Here is a 16,415-nt window from a genome sequence, read left to right as displayed (position 1 = left end):
CCTGAACGACGCGCTATATCGCGCCGCCAACCGATCATGCCCCGGAAAGCCGGAGAATTGAAGGAGTTTAATCATGTTTTCCGGGTCGATTCCGGCTCTGGTGACGCCCTTTCGCGACGGAGCGATTGACGAACCGGCGTTTCGCGCCTTCGTCGACTGGCAGATCGAACAGGGCAGCGCCGCGCTGGTTCCTTGCGGCACCACCGGCGAAAGCGCCACCATGACGGTGGAGGAGCATAATCGCGTCGTCGCCATCTGCGTCGACCAGGCGGCGGGCCGCGTGCCCGTGATCGCGGGTTGCGGATCGAACGACACCCGCATCGCGCTCGACCATATGTACGCGGCGCAGGGTGCCGGCGCCGACGCCGCGCTGGTCGTCGCCCCCTATTACAACAAGCCCAATCAGGACGGCCTGTTCCAGCATTTCGCCTATCTTGCCGAACGCTGCGACCTGCCGATCGTGCTCTACAACGTGCCTTCCCGCACCATCACCGACATCGGCGTACCGGTGCTGCACCGCTTGCGCCAGGATTATCAGTCGATCGTCGGCATCAAGGACGCTACCGGAAATCTGGGGCGTGTCACCGCGCAGCGGCTCGCCTGCGGTCCCGATTTCTGCCAATTGTCGGGCAATGACGAAACCGCACTCGGATTCAACGCGATGGGGGGCCGGGGGTGCATCTCCGTCACCGCCAATGTCGCGCCGCGGCTGTGCGCCGATTTCCAGGCAGCCTGCCTTGGCGGCGACTGGGATGGCGCCTTGGCGCTCCAGGATCGTCTCTATCCCCTGCACGATGCCCTGTTCAGCGATTCTTCACCCGGCCCGATTAAATATGCGCTCTCGCGCGTCCGCCCGGACATGCCCGGACAAGTCCGCCTGCCGATCACCTGGCCGTCGGAATCGAGCCGGGCGGCGGTGGACCGGGCGCTGGAGATTGCCGGTCTGGTCTAGTACGGGCCACGGCCCTATATGATGAAGTGAGCTGATTTCAGGAATTTATGGCCCGTCCCCGCCCCGCCACCTTCGACAAGAAAAAAATCGTCGCCGAAAACCGGCGCGCGAAGTTCGAATATTTCATCGAGGATGTGTTCGAAGCCGGCATCGCCTTGCAGGGCACCGAAGTGAAGGCGCTGCGCGGCGGCGAGGGCAATATCGCCGAAAGCTATGCCGAGGTGAAGGGCAAGCATGTCTTCCTCGTCAACAGCAATATCCCCGAATATAGCCACGGCAACCGCGAGAATCATGAGCCGCGCCGCCCGCGCAAGCTGCTGCTGCACGAACGCGAAATCGCCAAGATGCATGGCGCGGTCGAACGCAAGGGCATGACGCTGGTGCCGCTGATGATCTATTTCAACAGCCAGGGCCGCGCCAAGATCGAACTGGCGCTGGCCAAGGGCAAGAAGACTCACGACAAGCGCGAGGTCATCAAGGATCGCGACTGGAAGCGCGACCAGCAACGCATCATGAAGGCGCACGGCTGATGGATGGCAATGGAGGGTTCGGGCGCCTGAGCCGCTGGTGGCATGCCAACGCCCCCACCCGCGAATCGCTCGAAGACAACCGCTTCCTCGCGCCCGTCGCCCATCGCGTGCTCGAACCCTCGCTCTGGCGCTTCACCCGCCGGTCGGTGCCGCGCGGCGTGGCGCTCGGCCTGCTGGTCGGCATCTTCCTGCTCATTCCCGGCATCCAGATCGCCGGCGCGGCGCTGCTCGCACTCCCCTTCCGCGCCAATATCCCGGTCGCCGCCGCGATGACTTTCCTCAGCAATCCGGCGACGACGCCGCTGATCCTGTGGGCGTCGGTCTATATCGGCAACTGGCTGCTTGGCCGCACCGCCGATGCGTCGGGCTTCATGACGCTGGTCAACGATCATGCCTCGATCCGCCAATGGTGCGCCTGGCTGTTTTCCGAAGCGGCGCCGGCGATGCTGGTCGGCCTGGCGCTGATATCGATTGCCGCCGGGGTGATCGGCTTCTTCATCGCCGACTGGTTCTGGCGTCACCGCATGGGCCGCAAATGGCAGGCGCGCAAATTGAGGATTGGCAAGCGGCACGAAAGCAGCGCATTGGAGGAAACCGCTCCCGCCTGACGGAGGCGCAAGGCTGAATTTGACGGGGGATCGCCAGCCATGGCTGCGCGCACGGACAGGCAATATGGCGCGCTGGGGGACATTCCGCCCGCTCGCGCCTTCCTTCCCCTGCTTTTGCTCGCCGCGTGCGGCTCGGCGGCGCTGATCTGGTTCACCGTGCGCGACCTGGCCCTTGCGGCGGGTTTCGGCGCGACATTGCTGGGCCTTGCCGCGCTGGTCGTGCTCGCCCGCCGGCTCTACCCCACCCCGGTCGCGGGCAGCGACCACAGCCCCGACTGGACCGTCGCGCGCGCCGCCGCCGAAGCCGCCGGCATCGCCATCGCCGTGACCGATCGCACCGGCCGGCTGGTCTGCGCCAGCGACCTGTTCGGCGAATGGTTTCCCGGCTACCCCACCCCGCCCGGCCTGTTCGGCGACGCGGCGCCGCCTGAAAACCTGGCCCAGGCCAGCCGCGCCGCCTGGCGCGACGGCGAAGCGCGTGTGGAAGGGATCGGCCATGGCGCGTTGCGGCTCGACGTCGACATCACCCGCACCGGCCGGTCGGAGGATTATCTGCTGTGGCGGTTCAGCCCGGTGCGCCAGCCCAGCGCCGTCGATGACATCCATCGCCTGATCACGGGCGAAGCCGGTCGCCACCTGACCGAAGCGGGCATCATGGCCACGCTGATCGGCGGCGAAGGGCGTATCCGCGCCGCCAACGCCGCCTTCCTCCTCCGCGCCGCCGGGCGGATCGACGCCAACATCACCGGCCGCGATTTCGCCGGCCATATGCGCGTCGACGACAAGGGGCGGCTGTTTTTCGCGCGCGAGGAAAAGGGCGGGCTGCCGCTGCGCCTGCTCCAGGTGCCGCTGCGCCGGCCGGGACAGCAGTCGATCGCGCAGGACGGCCCGCTGCTCATCCTGCTGATCGACGAACCGACCAGCGCGGGCGATGGCACCTCGGCGCTCGCCTATATCGAAACGCTGCTGTCGCTGCTGCCCTTTGGCCTGGCCATGGCCAATCGCGACGGGCGGATGCTGTTCGTCAACAATGCCTTCGCGCGCGTCGCCGGGCTGCAAAGCGGCGAAACGCCCAGCTATCCCGGCGACCTGGTGGTGCGCGAGGATCAGGCTGCGGTGGCCGACGCGGTGCGCCGTTTCGCCATCGGCCCGCAAATGTCGGGCGACATCGCGGTGCGGATGCGCGGCCAGCCCGACGAGCCGGTCGCGCTCAGCCTGGCCGGGGTCCGGGGCCTTGGCGACGCGGCGGTGCTGCTCAGCCTCAAGGACAACAGCGAAGAGAGCAACCTCAAGCGCCAGGTCGCGCAAGCGACCAAGATGCAGGCGATCGGCCAGCTCGCGGGTGGCGTCGCCCATGATTTCAACAATATCCTGACCGCGATCATCGGCCATTGCGACCTGATGCTGATGCGCCATACGCCGGGCGACAGCGACTATGACGACATCACCCAGATCAAGTCGAACAGCAACCGCGCCGCCAGCCTGACGCGCCAGCTGCTCGCCTTTTCCCGCCAACAGACGCTGCGGCCGCAGGTGCTGCAACTGCCCGACATCGTCGCCGACGTGTCCAATCTCCTGAAACGCCTGCTGGGCGAAAATGTGAAGCTGGAGGTCAGCCACGGCCGTAATCTGGGCGCGGTGCGGGCCGATCCCGGCCAGCTCGAACAGGTGATCGTCAACCTGGTGGTCAACGCCCGCGACGCGATGCCCGATGGCGGCACCGTCAATATCCAGACCTATGCCGTCCCCGCCGTCAAGGTCCGCGAAATGCGCCAGCAGATCCTGCCGGTGGGCGATTACACCGCGCTGCGCGTGTCGGACACCGGCCTCGGCATCGCGCCCGACATATTGTCCAAGATCTTCGAACCCTTTTTCACCACCAAGGAACTGGGCAAGGGCACCGGCCTTGGCCTCTCCACCGTCTATGGCATCGTGAAGCAATCGGGCGGCTATATCTTCGCCGAATCCGAAACGGGCCGGGGGGCGAGCTTCATCATCTACCTGCCCGTCCATGCCGCGGCGGCGCTGGCGGCGGAAAAGCCCCGGGCGCCGGCGCGGCGCAGCGAAACCTGGGGCACCGGCACGATCCTGCTGGTGGAGGATGAGGATATGGTCCGCACCGTCGCCGAGCGCGCGCTGACGCGGCAGGGGTACAAGGTGCTGACCGCCGCCGATGGCGAACAGGGGCTGGAGCAACTGGCCGGCGACGAACCGATCCACCTGCTGATTTCCGACGTGGTGATGCCCAATATGGACGGCCCGACGATGGTCGCTCATGCGCGCCAGACTCACCCCGATCTGCCCGTGCTGTTCATGTCGGGCTATGCCGAAGAACAGCTGCGCCGCTCGATCGACATCGCCAATGTCGCTTTCCTGCCCAAGCCCTTTTCGGTCAACCAGCTGGCCGAAGCCGCGCGCGATGCGCTCGCGGGCCACGGGCCGGAACCGGAACCGGGATCGAAATGACCTGATCTCGATCAAGGCTTTTCCGCTAGGCATGGTTCATGCGATGCGATAGCCAGCCTTGTTTCAGTGGAGCAACGAATCCCCATGGCCGACAGTAGATCCATCCTGGTCGTCGAAGACGAAGCCATGATCGGCATGATGCTGGAAGATTATCTCGAAACGCTGGGCTATCGCCTGCATGCCGTGGCCACTTCGGTCGAGGAAGCCTGCGCCCATGCGCGCCAGGGCGGCTTCGACGCGGCGCTGGTCGACTGCAACCTCCAGGGCGAAAAGGCGTGGCCGATCGCCGATATCCTGGTGCAGCAGAATATTCCCTTCGTGTTCGCGACCGGGGGCATGGCCGACGACCTGCCCAATCACCACGCCATGCGCCCGACGCTCGCCAAGCCCTTCACCATCGGCGCCGTCGAACGGGCGCTGGAACGGGCGCTGACCCCGGAATAGGAAATTTCCGTTCCCCTCTTGTTCTAATAGAACAAAAGCGATACATCATGCCCGGACGCCGGCGCCCGCCGGTGCGACCCGCTTGACAGGGGATAGGCAGATGACCGCTATGCTTTCACTCATCGATTCCAAGAAGACAGGGACCATGGACAGACAGAAAGCATTGGAAGCTGCGCTTTCGCAGATCGACCGCGCCTTCGGCAAGGGCAGCGCGATGCGGCTGGGCAGCCGCGAAAAGCTGGAGATTGAGGCGATTTCGAGCGGTTCGCTCGGGCTCGACATCGCGCTTGGCATCGGCGGCCTGCCCAAGGGGCGAATCATTGAAATCTATGGCCCGGAAAGTTCGGGCAAGACCACGCTCGCGCTCCACGCCATTGCCGAAGCGCAGAAGGCGGGCGGCACCGCGGCCTTCGTCGATGCCGAACATGCGCTCGATCCCGGCTATGCCAAGAAGCTGGGCGTCGATATCGACGAACTGATCGTGTCGCAGCCCGACACCGGCGAACAGGCGCTGGAGATCGTCGACACGCTGGTGCGCTCCAACGCCATCGACATCCTGGTGATCGACTCGGTCGCGGCGCTGGTACCCCGCGCGGAGATCGAGGGCGAGATGGGCGACAGCCATGTCGGCCTGCAAGCCCGGCTGATGAGCCAGGCGCTGCGTAAGCTGACCGGCTCGATCTCGCGGTCGAAATGCATGGTGATCTTCATCAACCAGGTGCGGATGAAGATCGGCGTCATGTACGGCAACCCCGAAACCACGACCGGCGGCAACGCGCTCAAATTCTACGCCAGCGTCCGTCTCGACATTCGCCGCACCGGCCAGATCAAGGACCGCGACGACTTCGTGGGCAACGCGACCCGCGTCAAGGTGGTGAAGAACAAGGTCGCTCCGCCGTTCAAGCAGGTCGAATTCGACATCATGTATGGCGAGGGCATTTCGAAGATCGGCGAAATTCTCGACCTGGGCGTCAAGGCCGGCATCGTCGAAAAATCGGGCGCTTGGTTCTCCTACGATTCGGTTCGTATCGGCCAGGGCCGCGAAAACGCCAAGACGTTCCTCAAGGCGCATCCCGACATGGCCGATCGCCTCGAACAGGCGATTCGCAGCAAGACCGAAGAGGTTGCCGAAGCGCTGATGACCGGACCCGGTGCGGAGGATGACGGCGAATAGACCGCGCTTGGCCTGTCCGGCCCGTACAGCCGGCAGGCGGTGGTCATTCGTTCCGTTTTTTCCGCATCACATTGGAAAAGGCCCGTCGCAGGCATCGGCCCGGCGGGCCTTTTACCGTGCGCCGGACATGATCGCCGATCGGCGGCGCGATTTGCTTGCTGTCCGCAACATCCGCGTCCTTTTCCGCTGTCATATGGTGTAGCCTGATCGTTTAAAGACCCCTGGAAGGATATTTCATGCGCCTCAGCATCAACGCGGTGCTCGACTATGATTTTACCGAGCCGACCGACGTGCTGCTGGCGCTCAACGCTGCGCAGATGGCCGATCAGCAGGTCACGGACGAATCGCTCATCATCACCGGTTCGGGGCCGCTGTCCAATCTTGGCGGCGGCAGCGGCATCGGCCTGCGCACTTGGACCCGCGCCAATCCCGGCCGCATGGTCGCGACCTACAAGGCGACCGTCGCCGTCGATCGCCGGCCAGAGGTGCTGCAACGGCTGCGCAAGTCGCCGCTCGCCAGCCTGCCCGAAGATGTGCTGCCTTTCATCTGGCCCAGCCGCTATTGCGAGGCGGACCGCTTCGTCAGCTTCGTGTGCGGTCATTTCGAAGGGCTGGAGGGCGGCGCGCTGGTGCAGGCGCTCGCCGACTGGGTCCACGACAATCTCGCCTATGTTTCGGGCAGTTCCGACGGCGCCACCACCGCTGCCGACACCTTCGTTTCGCAACAGGGCGTGTGCCGCGACTATGCGCATCTGACCGCCGCCCTCATCCGCTCGCGCGATATCCCCGCCCGCCTCGTCTCGGTCTATGCCTGGGGGCTGGAGCCGCCCGATTTCCACGCCGTCGTCGAAGTCTGGCTCGACGGCGCCTGGCATCTGGTCGACGCCACCCGGCTCGCCCCGCTCGAAGCCATGATACGCATCGCGGTCGGCCGCGACGCCACCGACATCGCCTTCATGACCGCCTTTGGCCAGGCGATGATGAACGCCCAGTCGATCGAGGTCGCGCGCCTGCCCGACTGATCGTCAATAGCTCGCGCCGCCGCAATGTATCTGCCCGGTGCCGTTGTTGGTCGCGGTGCAGGCGGCCTTGCCCAGCACCGTCACGGTGCCCGATCCGGTCGCCCTGACCTGCGCGGAAACCGCCGCCGTCACGCCGATCGTCCCCGGCCCGTCGTTGAACAGCCGCGCCTGCCGCGCCACCAGCCCATCGGCCGCCACCTGCCCCGGCCCCGACACGCGGATATCGGCGACGCCCGCCTTGCCGGCCAGCGTCACGCGACCGCCGCCGGCCAGCGCAACGGTCAATCGGTCGACATCCATCGACTCCGCCCGCACGTCGCCATTGCCGTTCGTCGCGATATCGGCGGACATCCCCTTGATCCGGTCGACGCTGATCGAACCGCCCCCGCCCAGCACCAGCCGCCGCAGCTCGCCGGTCGACAGCCGCAGCGTCGCCACGCCCGCCGCCTTCTCGCCCGGCCGCAACGGCATCAGCTTCACCGTCAGCATCCGCCCCGACAGGTCGAGCCGCACCCGGTCCAGCGTCGCGCGCGCGCCCTCGCCCCGCGCCGCCACGCCCGCGCCGGTCTTGACCTCGACACGCACCGGCCCCTCGACCCGCAACGTGTCGAAACTGGTGACGACAAAGGTCTGGCTATCCGCGCGCGCCGCCCCCGGCGCCGCGACCGCCAGCGCCGCCGCAACCAGCACGCTTCCCGATTTGCCGCCCTGCATTGCCCCGTCCCTTGCGATCATGGCGGCCATCATTACCGGCAGGCCACGGCAAAGGCAAAGCCGGTGTCGCACGGCGGCCCGACGCATGTTCGTTCGTCATTCCTCGACAAAGCCTTGCCGCGGTCGGACAAGGATCGTTCAAACCGAAGGACCATTTGCCATGCGCCGCCCGTTCGCTGCCCTTACTCCCCTTCTCCTGCTCGCCGCGCCGACCGCCGCCGCCCCGCCCGAAGATCGCGGCGCGGCATGGTGGGCGCATGTCGACTATCTCGCCAGCGACGCGCTGGAGGGGCGGCTGACCGGGTCGCCCGGCCATGAAAAGGCGGTCCGCTACGTCATCGGACAGTTCCAGGCGCTCGGCCTCAAGCCCGCCGGAGTCGACGGCTATCGCCAGCCGATCGCCTTCACCGAACAGGTGGTGATCGCCGACCGCAGCAGCGCCGCGCTGGTCGGGCCATCGGGCGAGCGCCCCCTGTCGGTGCCCGGCGACATCATCATTTCGGGGCGCGGCGGCGCAGCGCCGCAGGCGCTGGACGCGCCGATGGTGTTCGCGGGATACGGCCTGCACCTGCCCGATGCGGGCCATGACGACTTCGCCGGCCTCGATCTTGCCGGCAAGGTCGTCGTCGTCCTGTCGGGCGGCCCCGCCACCATATCGGGCGCGCTCAAATCCCATGCCCGCTCGGAACGCGCGACCTGGCTCGCGAGCCGGGGGGCGCTCGGCCTCATTGAGCTGGTCACCCCCAGGCAGGTCGAAATCCCCTGGGACAGGCGCATGGCGCTCGCTTCGCAGCCCGGCATGTATTTCAGCGACCCGGCCATGCGCGACACCGCGACGCCGTTTTTGAGCGCGCAGTTCGATCCGGCGAAATCCGCGTTGCTGTTCGCCGGATCGGGACGGGATTTCGCGCCCATCGCCGCCGCCGCCGATGCCGCCGCCCCGGTCGCCGCCTTCCCGCTCGCCGTCCGGCTAAAGGCCAGCGTCGTCACCCGCCGCGCGGACCTTGCCTCGCCCAACGTCATCGCCGTGCTGCCCGGCGCCGACCGCCGCCTCAAAAACGAATATGTCGTCCTGTCCGCGCATGTCGACGGCCTGGGCGTCGGCACCCCGATCCGGGGCGACGCCATCTACAACGGCGCGCTCGACAATGCCTCGGGCGTAGCGACCTTGATCGAAATCGCGCGCCAGCTGCGCCGCCAGAAGGCCCGCCCCAGACGCTCGATCCTGTTCGCGATCGTGACGGCGGAGGAAAAGGGCCTGCTGGGCGCGCGCTATTTCGCGCGGCGACCCACCGTGCCGCGGGACAGCATCGTCGCCGACCTCAATTTCGACATGGCGCTGCCGATCTTCCCGCTGACCAGCGTGACCCCGCTCGGCTATGACCAGAGCACGCTCGGCAAGGATGCGGAAGTCGTCGGCGCGGCGCTGGGCCTGCCGATCGCGCCCGATCCCTTCCCCGACCGCAACACCTTCATCCGATCGGACCAATATGCCTTCATTCGCGAAGGCATTCCGGCGCTGTTCTTCAAATATGGTTTCAAGGCGGGCACGGCGGAGGCGGAAAAGGAAAAGGCCTGGCGCGCCAACATCTACCATTCGCCCTTCGACGACGCGCAGCAGCCGGTGATGACCGACCAGGCCGTGCGCATGAACAATTATGTCGCGGCGCTGACGATGCGGATCGCGAACGCGAAAACGCGACCGTCGTGGAATGACGACAGCTTCTTCAAGCGGTTTGCACAATAGCCGTCAATGCCGGTTTCCGCCCATTGGGCCGTGAGCGAAGGGCTGCCTCCAGCCCGATGATCCGGGGTGGGCGCCGCCCACCCCGCGCACCTCACAGACCGTCGAGGCCTTTGCTGACCAGGATGTTCACCGCGACACGCCGGTTCTGCGCCTTGCCTTCGACCGTGTCATTGTCCGCCAGCGCGTCCGCTTCGGACATGCCGGTGGGAGTCAGCATGCGATAGGGCTTCCAGCGGCACGCCTGCTGGAGGTAATTGACCACGCTGGCCGCCCGCTTTTCGCTCAGCACCTGATTGAATTCCGGGCTTCCGGTGGAATCGGTATACCCCACGACGAGCAGCAGAGCATTGTCTATCCCTTCGGCGGCCGTCGCCGCGGCGCACAGGTCGCTCTTTGCCTGCGCGCTCAATACCGCCCTGCCCGTATCGAAGTTCACGTTGGTCGTGCCCTTGATATTATACTGGCCGATATCGCCCATGCGGCCGCGCAACGCTTCGGTTGCGGCGGTCTGTTCGCCAAAGCGCTGGTCCGTGCCGTTGTGGATCATCGCAGCGGTCTTGAGGTCCTTGTTCTGCAGCTTGATCTGGCTTGCCAGCAGCCCCTGGGACCATTGCAGGGTTTTGATGGTGACGGGCAGGCCGGTCAGCAGCGACGTTGCCGGAAGCTTGCTGCGACTGAGGCCCAGAAGGCCCTTGCTGGCGCTGATCTTGGTGTCATCGTCGACGATGACCACCGTTTTGACCCCGTTCGCGTCCGTAACCTGCACCTTGTCGCCGCTGCGCGCGGAGATGATGCCCTCCACTTCCGGCCCTTGGGCCATTTCAGACCTGGGCGGCGGGCTGGCATAGGTCACGGTCACGGCCAGAGGACCCTCAGACATTTCCTGCGTCTGCGCGGACAGGCTGCCTGACGCAACGCTTGCCAGCATGGCGGCCGTCATCACGGCCATTGGAGTTTTAGACATGGCTCTCACTTCAAATCCTTCAAAATTCGACAAGTCAGCCTGCGGATCGCAGCTTATCGTCGGACCGCCGGCCACCGATGGCGTATGCGGCAGTCACAACCCCTCCATTTGCTTCTCATGACGGCCAATGCGGAGTTTTGCCTGGCCACCATGAATGCCATGCCTGTTCAAATCAACCTTTCTCACAGATGAACGGCATGATGGCGCCCGCGATTGCGCCGCTACTTCGACCTCGACCTGCGACGAACCGATGCTCGCGACCCGCCAATGTCCGGTCCGCGACGGACTTGGGGCCTTCGCCCTTCCAAACTTGATCCCCCGCCCCGCCCCGCCTAAACCGCCGCCATGACCAACGCTTCCTATCCCGCGCTTCGCCTGCGCCGTCCCCGCGCCGCTGCGTGGAGCCGGGCGCTGCATGCGGAACATCGCCTGTCCCCCGCCGATCTCATCTGGCCGCTGTTCGTGACCGATGGCGCCGCGATAGAACAGCCCATCGCATCGCTGCCCGGCGTGTCGCGCTGGTCGGTGGACCTGATCGTCGCCCGCGCGCGCGAAGCCCGCGACGCCGGCATCCCCTGCATCGCGCTGTTTCCCAATATCCAGGGCGACCGGCGCAGCGACGATGGCGCCGAAGCGCTCAATCCCGACAACCTGATGTGCCGGGCGATCCGCGCGATCAAGGATGCGGTGCCCGACATCGGCGTGCTCACCGACGTCGCGCTCGACCCCTATACCGCGCACGGCCAGGACGGGCTGCTCGATCCTGCCGGCTATGTCGTCAACGACGCCACCATCGACGTGCTGATCGGCCAGTCATTGAACCAGGCGGCGGCGGGCGCGGACATCATCGCCCCCAGCGACATGATGGACGGCCGCGTCGGCGCGATCCGCGATGCGCTGGAGGAGGAAGGCCACGCCAATGTGCAGATCATGGCCTATGCCGCCAAATATGCGAGCGCCTTTTACGGCCCGTTCCGCGACGCGGTCGGCTCCGGCGGCCTGCTCAAGGGCGACAAGAAAAGCTATCAGATGGACCCCGCCAACGGCGAAGAAGCGCTGCGCGAGGTCGCGCTCGACCTGGCCGAAGGCGCCGACAGCGTGATGGTCAAGCCCGGCCTGCCCTATCTCGACATCATCGCCCGGGTGAAGGACCGCTTCGCCGTTCCGGTGTTCGCCTATCAGGTGTCGGGCGAATATGCGATGATCGAGGCCGCCGCTGCCGCGGGCGCGGGAAATCGCGATGCGCTGGTGCTCGAAACGCTGATGGCGTTCAAGCGCGCGGGCTGCACCGGGGTTCTGACCTATCATGCGCTTCACGCCGCGCGCCTGCTGGAAGGCAAAGCATGACCGATCATCCGCACACCACCATCCTGCCCTTCAACGGCAAGGCGCCCGTCATCCACCCCAGCGCCTTCATCGCGCCCGGATGCCGCATCATCGGCGATGTCGAAATCGGGCCGGACGTCAGCATCTGGTATAATTGCGTGATCCGCGCCGACGTCAATCATATCCGCATCGGCGCGCGCACCAACATCCAGGACGGCTCGATCGTCCATTGCGATTCGCCGGGCGAAGGCTCTCCGATCGAAGGTTGGCCAACGATCATCGGCGAAGACGTGCTGATCGGCCATATGGCGATGATCCACGGCTGCGTGCTGCGCGACCGCGCCTTCGTGGGCATGGGCGCGATCGTCCTGAGCGGCTGCATCGTCGAAAGCGACGGCATGCTCGCGGCGGGCGCGCTGCTTTCGCCCGGCAAGACCGTGCCCCATCGCCAGCTATGGGCCGGCCGCCCCGCGCGCTACATGCGCGACCTGCCCGACGCGGCGCTGGCCGACATGCGCGAGGGCGTCGATCATTATGTCCAGAACGGCAAGGCGCACAAGCGCGCGGTCGGGGCCGCCGGGACCAGGCCTCAGGGCTGAGCCAGCCGGGCCTTGAGCGCGTCGATCCGGTCGTTCTGCGCGTCGACCATCGCAAGCGCCGCCGCCCGCTCCGTGTCGATCGCATCCATGCCGCCCGCCACCGCCTTGCCATCGGCCTCCGCATTGGCTCGCGCGACATACAGCACATCCAGGCTCGCGAGCGCCGATACGCTGTCGTTGCGCGCCTGCTCCAGCGCGCTGATCGCCTGCTGCGCCACCACCCACGCCTCGCTCGAAACGCCCGCGCCCGCAGCCGCGCGCGCCGCCCGGTCGGCGGCGTCCAGCCGCGCGTCGAACGCGCTCTGCCCCGCCTGCGCCTGCGCCGCATAGCGCGCGACTTCCTGCGCCAGTGCCGGGTCGGCGGCGACCGGCGGCGCGACGACCGGCGCGGGCTGCGCCATCGGCGCACCCTCGATCGGCCGCTTGGCGAGCGAGGGATAGCCCCCCTGCGCGCCCACGCATCCAGACAGCAACAGGGCAAGCGAGGGCAAAAGGCGCGAACGGATCATCGCAGAGCATCTAGGACGCGCCGCCCCGCCGCGCAATGGGCGACCCGTTCATGATCAGGCACCCCACAAAACAACGTGACAAGCCGGGCGCAATCGGCTAACGGCGCGGCACCGGACCCCTTGCGGGGTTCACCGTCCGAGACCGCTGGTGAAGGAAATATGTCCTTCTTAATCCCCAGCCTAGACGGGGAAAAGCTCTTTGCCGGACGGCCGACCGCCGTTTCGGGTCTGCCCTGTTCGGACACTCGGACGCGGGCCAGTCGATCTCTCCCCTTCGGACCAATGCCCCGTGCGTCGGCGCTTGCGCGTCGTTGTGCGGGTTTTCCCTGTCGGATGGTCCGGCGGGGATGAAGTGGAGAATGGCATGGATCGTAATCAGAAATCTGAGGTCGTCACCACGCTGAACGCTACTTTTGCCGAAATCGGGGTTGTCGTGGTCACACGCAACCTTGGCATGACCGTCGCCCAGTCGACGGTCCTGCGGCAAAAGATGCGCGACGCCGGCGCGACGTTCAAGGTTACGAAGAACAAGCTCGCCGTGATCGCGCTGAAGGACACGCAATATGAACCGATCAGCGACCTGCTGACCGGTCCGGTTGCGCTGGCCACCTCGGCCGATCCGGTCGCTGCCGCCAAGGTAGCGGTCGAATTCGCGAAGACCAACGACAAGCTTGAGATCGTTGGCGGCGCGATGGGCGCAACGCTGCTCGATGTGGAGGGCGTCAAGGCGCTCGCATCGATGCCGTCGCTGGATGAACTGCGTGCAAAGATTATCGGCCTCGTACAGGCGCCGGCAACCAAGCTCGCCACCGTCATCCAGACCCCGGCTTCGCAGCTCGCTCGGGTCTTCAACGCCTATGCGGAGAAGGAAGCCGCCTGAGGTTTCCCCGCACCATCATAGTCCAAAGGGGCGCGTGCCCCGTCAGAAAGAGAGAATTTTCACATGGCAGACATCAACGCACTGGTCGAACAGCTTTCGGCCCTGACCGTCCTCGAAGCCGCCGACCTGTCGAAGGCGCTGGAAGAAAAGTGGGGCGTTAGCGCCGCTGCCGCCGTCGCCGTCGCCGGCCCGGCCGCCGCCGCTGCTCCCGCCGCTGAAGAGCAGACCGAATTCGACGTCATCCTGACCGGCGACGGCGGCAAGAAGATCAACGTCATCAAGGAAGTCCGCGCCATCACCGGCCTGGGTCTGACCGAAGCCAAGACGCTGGTGGAGTCCGCTCCCAAGGCGATCAAGGAAGGCGTGAACAAGGAAGAGGCCGAGAAGGTCAAGAAGCAGCTTGAAGAAGCCGGCGCGACCGTCGAACTCAAGTAAGCTCCTGCGGCTTCGCCCGGTCCGCCGGGCGGCACAAGGGGGGCGGCGCCTGCAGGGGCCGCCCCCTTTTGTTTGCCCCGCGCGCGCCGATCGCGCTTGCCGGCGGCCGGCAATCGGGCAACATTGCGCCCTCCGATCCCAAGGGAGGCAGGCGATGCGCGTGATGGTGCTGGTGAAAGCGACGCAGGACAGTGAACAGGGCTTTGTCCCCACGCCGCAATCCGCCGCGATGATGGATGCGATGGGCCGCTTCAACGATGCGCTGCGCGACGCGGGCATCCTGATCATGGCCGACGGCCTGACCCCCTCGTCGCAGGGCAAGCGCATCGCCTTCGACGGCCCCGACCGCACCGTCATCGACGGCCCGTTCGCCCGGCCAGAAGAACTGGTCGCGGGCTTCTGGCTGTGGAATGTCAGGGACATGGACGAAGCCGTCGCCTGGGCGAAACGCTGCCCCAATCCCATGCCCGGACCCAGCGAGATCGAAATTCGCCCGCTATATGATTTGGCCGGGCGGGACTGATCCGCCGCGCTTTCCCGAACCGCCGCGATCCTCTACCCTTGCGCCATGTCCCCGCGTCCCTTCGCCCACCTGCTCATCCTCATGTTCGCTACCGCGCTCGCCGCCTGTTCGGAGCGGGAGAGCGGCCCGGTGGTGGTCAGCGTCATCGGCACCCGCGCGCAGCTTGCCGAACCGCTCAAGGGCCTGCCCAGCCCCGCGTCAAAGCTGATCCTCGAATCGACCGCGCAGGGACTGGTCGCGTTCGACGCGGCGGGCGACATCCTGCCCGCGCTCGCCCAGCGCTGGATCGTCGAGGAGGACGGGCGCAGCTACATCTTCCGCCTGCGCCGCGCGACCTGGCCCAATGGCGCGCGCGTGACCGCGAAGGAAGTCGCGCGCATGCTGGAGGTGCGGATCGAATCGATCCGCGCGCTCGATCCGGACGGCCCGTTCGACGCGGTTCAGGAAGTGGTGCCGATGACCGGCGAGGTTATCGAGATCCGCCTGTCCGCCGCGCGGCCGATGCTGTTGCAACTGCTCGCCCAGCCGCAGCTGGCGATCCTGTCGCGTGACGGCGGCACCGGTCCCTATCGGCAGGAACGCTGGGCGCGCGCGCTGATGCTGACCCCGGTCGGGGATGCCACCGATACCGGCGATGACCGCATCGTCCCGCCCGCCGATCGCCGGATATTGCGCGCCGATCGCGCGGCGCTCGCGGTCGTCCGCTTCCGCGCCGAACAGGTGTCGCTGGTGCTGGGCGGCCGCTTTTCGGACCTGCCGCTGGTGCAGGCGGCACGGATCGATTCGCGCGCGATCCGCACCGATCCGGTCCACGGCCTGCTGGGCCTCAGCTTTGCCCGCACCGGCCCGCTGGTCGAGGATGGCGCGGTGCGCGCCGCCATCAGCATGGCCATCGACCGGGAGCGGTTGCCCGCGCTGCTCGGCCTTGGCCGCTGGGCGGTCGGCGACCAGTTCCTGCCCCAGCAGTTCGACCTGCCCCGCCCGCCCACCGCCCCCGCCTGGGCCGGGCTGTCGATCGAAGAACGCCGCACCCAGGCCCGCGCCGCGATCGTCCGCTGGCGCGACGGCCATGGCGCGCCGCCGCCGCTGCGTATCGCCCTGCCTTCCGGCCCAGGATCGACGCTGCTGTTCGGCCTGCTCGCCACCGACCTGGCGCAGATCGGCCTGACGGCGCAGCGGGTTGCGCCGGCCGAAAATGCCGACCTGCGCCTGATCGACGAAGTCGCCCCCTATGACAGCGCAATCTGGTATCTGGGCCGCATCGGCTGCATGCGCCGGATCAATTGCAGTCCGCTGGCGGAAGAAAAGATGCAGGAGGCCAGCCTCGCGTCGACCATGGCGGATAGGCTGGCGCTGCTTGCCGAGGCCGAAGCGCTGATGGTCGCGCATAATGGCTATATCGCGCTGGGCGCGCCGGTGCGCTGGTCGCTGGTGTCGCGTCGACTTGCCGGCTTTACGCCTTCGCCGCGCGCGCGCCACCCATTGAACCACCTGCTGCGCGACCCCAACTGAAGCGGGAAGG

The 16,415-nt window shown here is 66.7% G+C and carries 17 protein-coding genes; 14 read left to right on the top strand and 3 right to left on the bottom strand.

Annotation, left to right across the window (positions count from 1 at the left end):
- Positions 1-73: 73 nt before the first annotated feature.
- The 7 genes from dapA (at position 74) to WG908_RS05245 (ending at position 7,196) form a co-directional block, all read left to right on the top strand.
- On the top strand, positions 74-952 hold the full coding sequence (gene dapA, locus WG908_RS05275; RefSeq protein ID WP_340185528.1) for a 4-hydroxy-tetrahydrodipicolinate synthase: 879 nt from the start codon (positions 74-76) through the stop codon (positions 950-952).
- 47 nt (positions 953-999) lie between these two features.
- On the top strand, positions 1,000-1,482 hold the full coding sequence (smpB, locus tag WG908_RS05270) for an SsrA-binding protein SmpB (protein WP_340185527.1): 483 nt from the start codon (positions 1,000-1,002) through the stop codon (positions 1,480-1,482).
- Positions 1,482-2,090, top strand: a complete 609-nt coding sequence (locus tag WG908_RS05265; protein WP_340185526.1) for a DUF2062 domain-containing protein — start codon at positions 1,482-1,484, stop codon at positions 2,088-2,090. The genes smpB and WG908_RS05265 overlap by 1 nt, the downstream gene beginning before the upstream one ends.
- Before the next feature lie 39 nt (positions 2,091-2,129).
- A complete protein-coding gene (locus tag WG908_RS05260; protein WP_340185525.1) occupies positions 2,130-4,556 on the top strand; it encodes an ATP-binding protein in 2,427 nt (808 codons plus the stop codon).
- A gap of 84 nt (positions 4,557-4,640) precedes the next feature.
- Positions 4,641-5,000, top strand: coding sequence for a response regulator (locus WG908_RS05255; RefSeq protein ID WP_340185524.1), 360 nt, complete (start codon positions 4,641-4,643; stop codon positions 4,998-5,000).
- Positions 5,001-5,100: 100 nt separating this feature from the next.
- On the top strand, positions 5,101-6,174 hold the full coding sequence (gene recA, locus WG908_RS05250) for a recombinase RecA (protein ID WP_340185523.1): 1,074 nt from the start codon (positions 5,101-5,103) through the stop codon (positions 6,172-6,174).
- 236 nt (positions 6,175-6,410) lie between these two features.
- Positions 6,411-7,196 (top strand): transglutaminase-like domain-containing protein, encoded by a 786-nt coding sequence (locus WG908_RS05245; protein ID WP_340185522.1) that lies wholly within the window; start codon positions 6,411-6,413, stop codon positions 7,194-7,196.
- Between the two features lie 3 nt (positions 7,197-7,199).
- Here WG908_RS05245 and WG908_RS05240 read toward each other — a convergent pair whose 3' ends face one another.
- Positions 7,200-7,931, bottom strand: a complete 732-nt coding sequence (locus tag WG908_RS05240; RefSeq protein ID WP_340185521.1) for a GIN domain-containing protein — start codon at positions 7,929-7,931, stop codon at positions 7,200-7,202.
- A gap of 139 nt (positions 7,932-8,070) precedes the next feature.
- Here WG908_RS05240 and WG908_RS05235 point away from each other — a divergent pair, with 139 nt between their 5' ends.
- Positions 8,071-9,657, top strand: a complete 1,587-nt coding sequence (locus tag WG908_RS05235; RefSeq protein WP_340185520.1) for a M28 family metallopeptidase — start codon at positions 8,071-8,073, stop codon at positions 9,655-9,657.
- Between the two features lie 91 nt (positions 9,658-9,748).
- Here WG908_RS05235 and WG908_RS05230 read toward each other — a convergent pair whose 3' ends face one another.
- Positions 9,749-10,621 carry an OmpA family protein gene (locus WG908_RS05230; protein WP_340185519.1) on the bottom strand — a complete coding sequence of 291 codons (873 nt, stop codon included), beginning with the start codon at positions 10,619-10,621 and terminating at the stop codon, positions 9,749-9,751.
- Between the two features lie 345 nt (positions 10,622-10,966).
- Here WG908_RS05230 and hemB point away from each other — a divergent pair, with 345 nt between their 5' ends.
- Positions 10,967-11,968 (top strand): porphobilinogen synthase, encoded by a 1,002-nt coding sequence (gene hemB, locus WG908_RS05225; RefSeq protein ID WP_340185518.1) that lies wholly within the window; start codon positions 10,967-10,969, stop codon positions 11,966-11,968.
- Positions 11,965-12,546, top strand: coding sequence for a gamma carbonic anhydrase family protein (locus WG908_RS05220; protein ID WP_340185517.1), 582 nt, complete (start codon positions 11,965-11,967; stop codon positions 12,544-12,546). Before hemB ends, WG908_RS05220 begins: the two co-directional genes overlap by 4 nt.
- Here WG908_RS05220 and WG908_RS05215 read toward each other — a convergent pair.
- Positions 12,537-13,055, bottom strand: coding sequence for a hypothetical protein (locus WG908_RS05215; RefSeq protein ID WP_340185516.1), 519 nt, complete (start codon positions 13,053-13,055; stop codon positions 12,537-12,539). The genes WG908_RS05220 and WG908_RS05215 overlap by 10 nt on opposite strands.
- A 364-nt stretch (positions 13,056-13,419) precedes the next feature.
- Between WG908_RS05215 and rplJ the strand changes: the two genes are divergently transcribed.
- From rplJ to WG908_RS05195, 4 genes are all read left to right on the top strand, one after another.
- Complete coding sequence (rplJ, locus tag WG908_RS05210) at positions 13,420-13,935, top strand: 50S ribosomal protein L10 (protein WP_340185515.1); 516 nt, start codon at positions 13,420-13,422, stop codon at positions 13,933-13,935.
- A gap of 63 nt (positions 13,936-13,998) precedes the next feature.
- The gene (gene rplL, locus WG908_RS05205; protein WP_006956160.1) at positions 13,999-14,370 is read left to right on the top strand and encodes a 50S ribosomal protein L7/L12; all 372 of its coding nucleotides are present in this window, start codon (positions 13,999-14,001) and stop codon (positions 14,368-14,370) included.
- 154 nt (positions 14,371-14,524) lie between these two features.
- Positions 14,525-14,893, top strand: coding sequence for a YciI family protein (locus tag WG908_RS05200; protein ID WP_340185514.1), 369 nt, complete (start codon positions 14,525-14,527; stop codon positions 14,891-14,893).
- Between the two features lie 45 nt (positions 14,894-14,938).
- A complete protein-coding gene (locus WG908_RS05195) occupies positions 14,939-16,405 on the top strand; it encodes an ABC transporter substrate-binding protein (protein ID WP_445326666.1) in 1,467 nt (488 codons plus the stop codon).
- The last annotated feature ends 10 nt before the right edge of the window (positions 16,406-16,415 follow it).

Source organism: Sphingobium anseongense, assembly GCF_037725245.1.
Lineage (GTDB): Bacteria > Pseudomonadota > Alphaproteobacteria > Sphingomonadales > Sphingomonadaceae > Sphingobium.
The sequence above is the reverse complement of the archived record's forward strand: the minus strand, read 5'-3'. Positions and strand labels throughout refer to the sequence as shown.

What these genes read in the sequence shown, in the direction of transcription:
- dapA (WP_340185528.1), top strand. Translation starts at nt 74, where the DNA reads ATGTTTTCCGGGTCGATTCCGGCTCTGGTGACGCCCTTTCGCGACGGA.
- smpB (WP_340185527.1), top strand. Translation starts at nt 1,000, where the DNA reads ATGGCCCGTCCCCGCCCCGCCACCTTCGACAAGAAAAAAATCGTCGCC.
- WG908_RS05265 (WP_340185526.1), top strand. Translation starts at nt 1,482, where the DNA reads ATGGATGGCAATGGAGGGTTCGGGCGCCTGAGCCGCTGGTGGCATGCC.
- WG908_RS05260 (WP_340185525.1), top strand. Translation starts at nt 2,130, where the DNA reads ATGGCTGCGCGCACGGACAGGCAATATGGCGCGCTGGGGGACATTCCG.
- WG908_RS05255 (WP_340185524.1), top strand. Translation starts at nt 4,641, where the DNA reads ATGGCCGACAGTAGATCCATCCTGGTCGTCGAAGACGAAGCCATGATC.
- recA (WP_340185523.1), top strand. Translation starts at nt 5,101, where the DNA reads ATGACCGCTATGCTTTCACTCATCGATTCCAAGAAGACAGGGACCATG.
- WG908_RS05245 (WP_340185522.1), top strand. Translation starts at nt 6,411, where the DNA reads ATGCGCCTCAGCATCAACGCGGTGCTCGACTATGATTTTACCGAGCCG.
- WG908_RS05240 (WP_340185521.1), bottom strand. Translation starts at nt 7,931, where the DNA reads ATGATCGCAAGGGACGGGGCAATGCAGGGCGGCAAATCGGGAAGCGTG.
- WG908_RS05235 (WP_340185520.1), top strand. Translation starts at nt 8,071, where the DNA reads ATGCGCCGCCCGTTCGCTGCCCTTACTCCCCTTCTCCTGCTCGCCGCG.
- WG908_RS05230 (WP_340185519.1), bottom strand. Translation starts at nt 10,621, where the DNA reads ATGTCTAAAACTCCAATGGCCGTGATGACGGCCGCCATGCTGGCAAGC.
- hemB (WP_340185518.1), top strand. Translation starts at nt 10,967, where the DNA reads ATGACCAACGCTTCCTATCCCGCGCTTCGCCTGCGCCGTCCCCGCGCC.
- WG908_RS05220 (WP_340185517.1), top strand. Translation starts at nt 11,965, where the DNA reads ATGACCGATCATCCGCACACCACCATCCTGCCCTTCAACGGCAAGGCG.
- WG908_RS05215 (WP_340185516.1), bottom strand. Translation starts at nt 13,055, where the DNA reads ATGATCCGTTCGCGCCTTTTGCCCTCGCTTGCCCTGTTGCTGTCTGGA.
- rplJ (WP_340185515.1), top strand. Translation starts at nt 13,420, where the DNA reads ATGGATCGTAATCAGAAATCTGAGGTCGTCACCACGCTGAACGCTACT.
- rplL (WP_006956160.1), top strand. Translation starts at nt 13,999, where the DNA reads ATGGCAGACATCAACGCACTGGTCGAACAGCTTTCGGCCCTGACCGTC.
- WG908_RS05200 (WP_340185514.1), top strand. Translation starts at nt 14,525, where the DNA reads ATGCGCGTGATGGTGCTGGTGAAAGCGACGCAGGACAGTGAACAGGGC.
- WG908_RS05195 (WP_445326666.1), top strand. Translation starts at nt 14,939, where the DNA reads ATGTCCCCGCGTCCCTTCGCCCACCTGCTCATCCTCATGTTCGCTACC.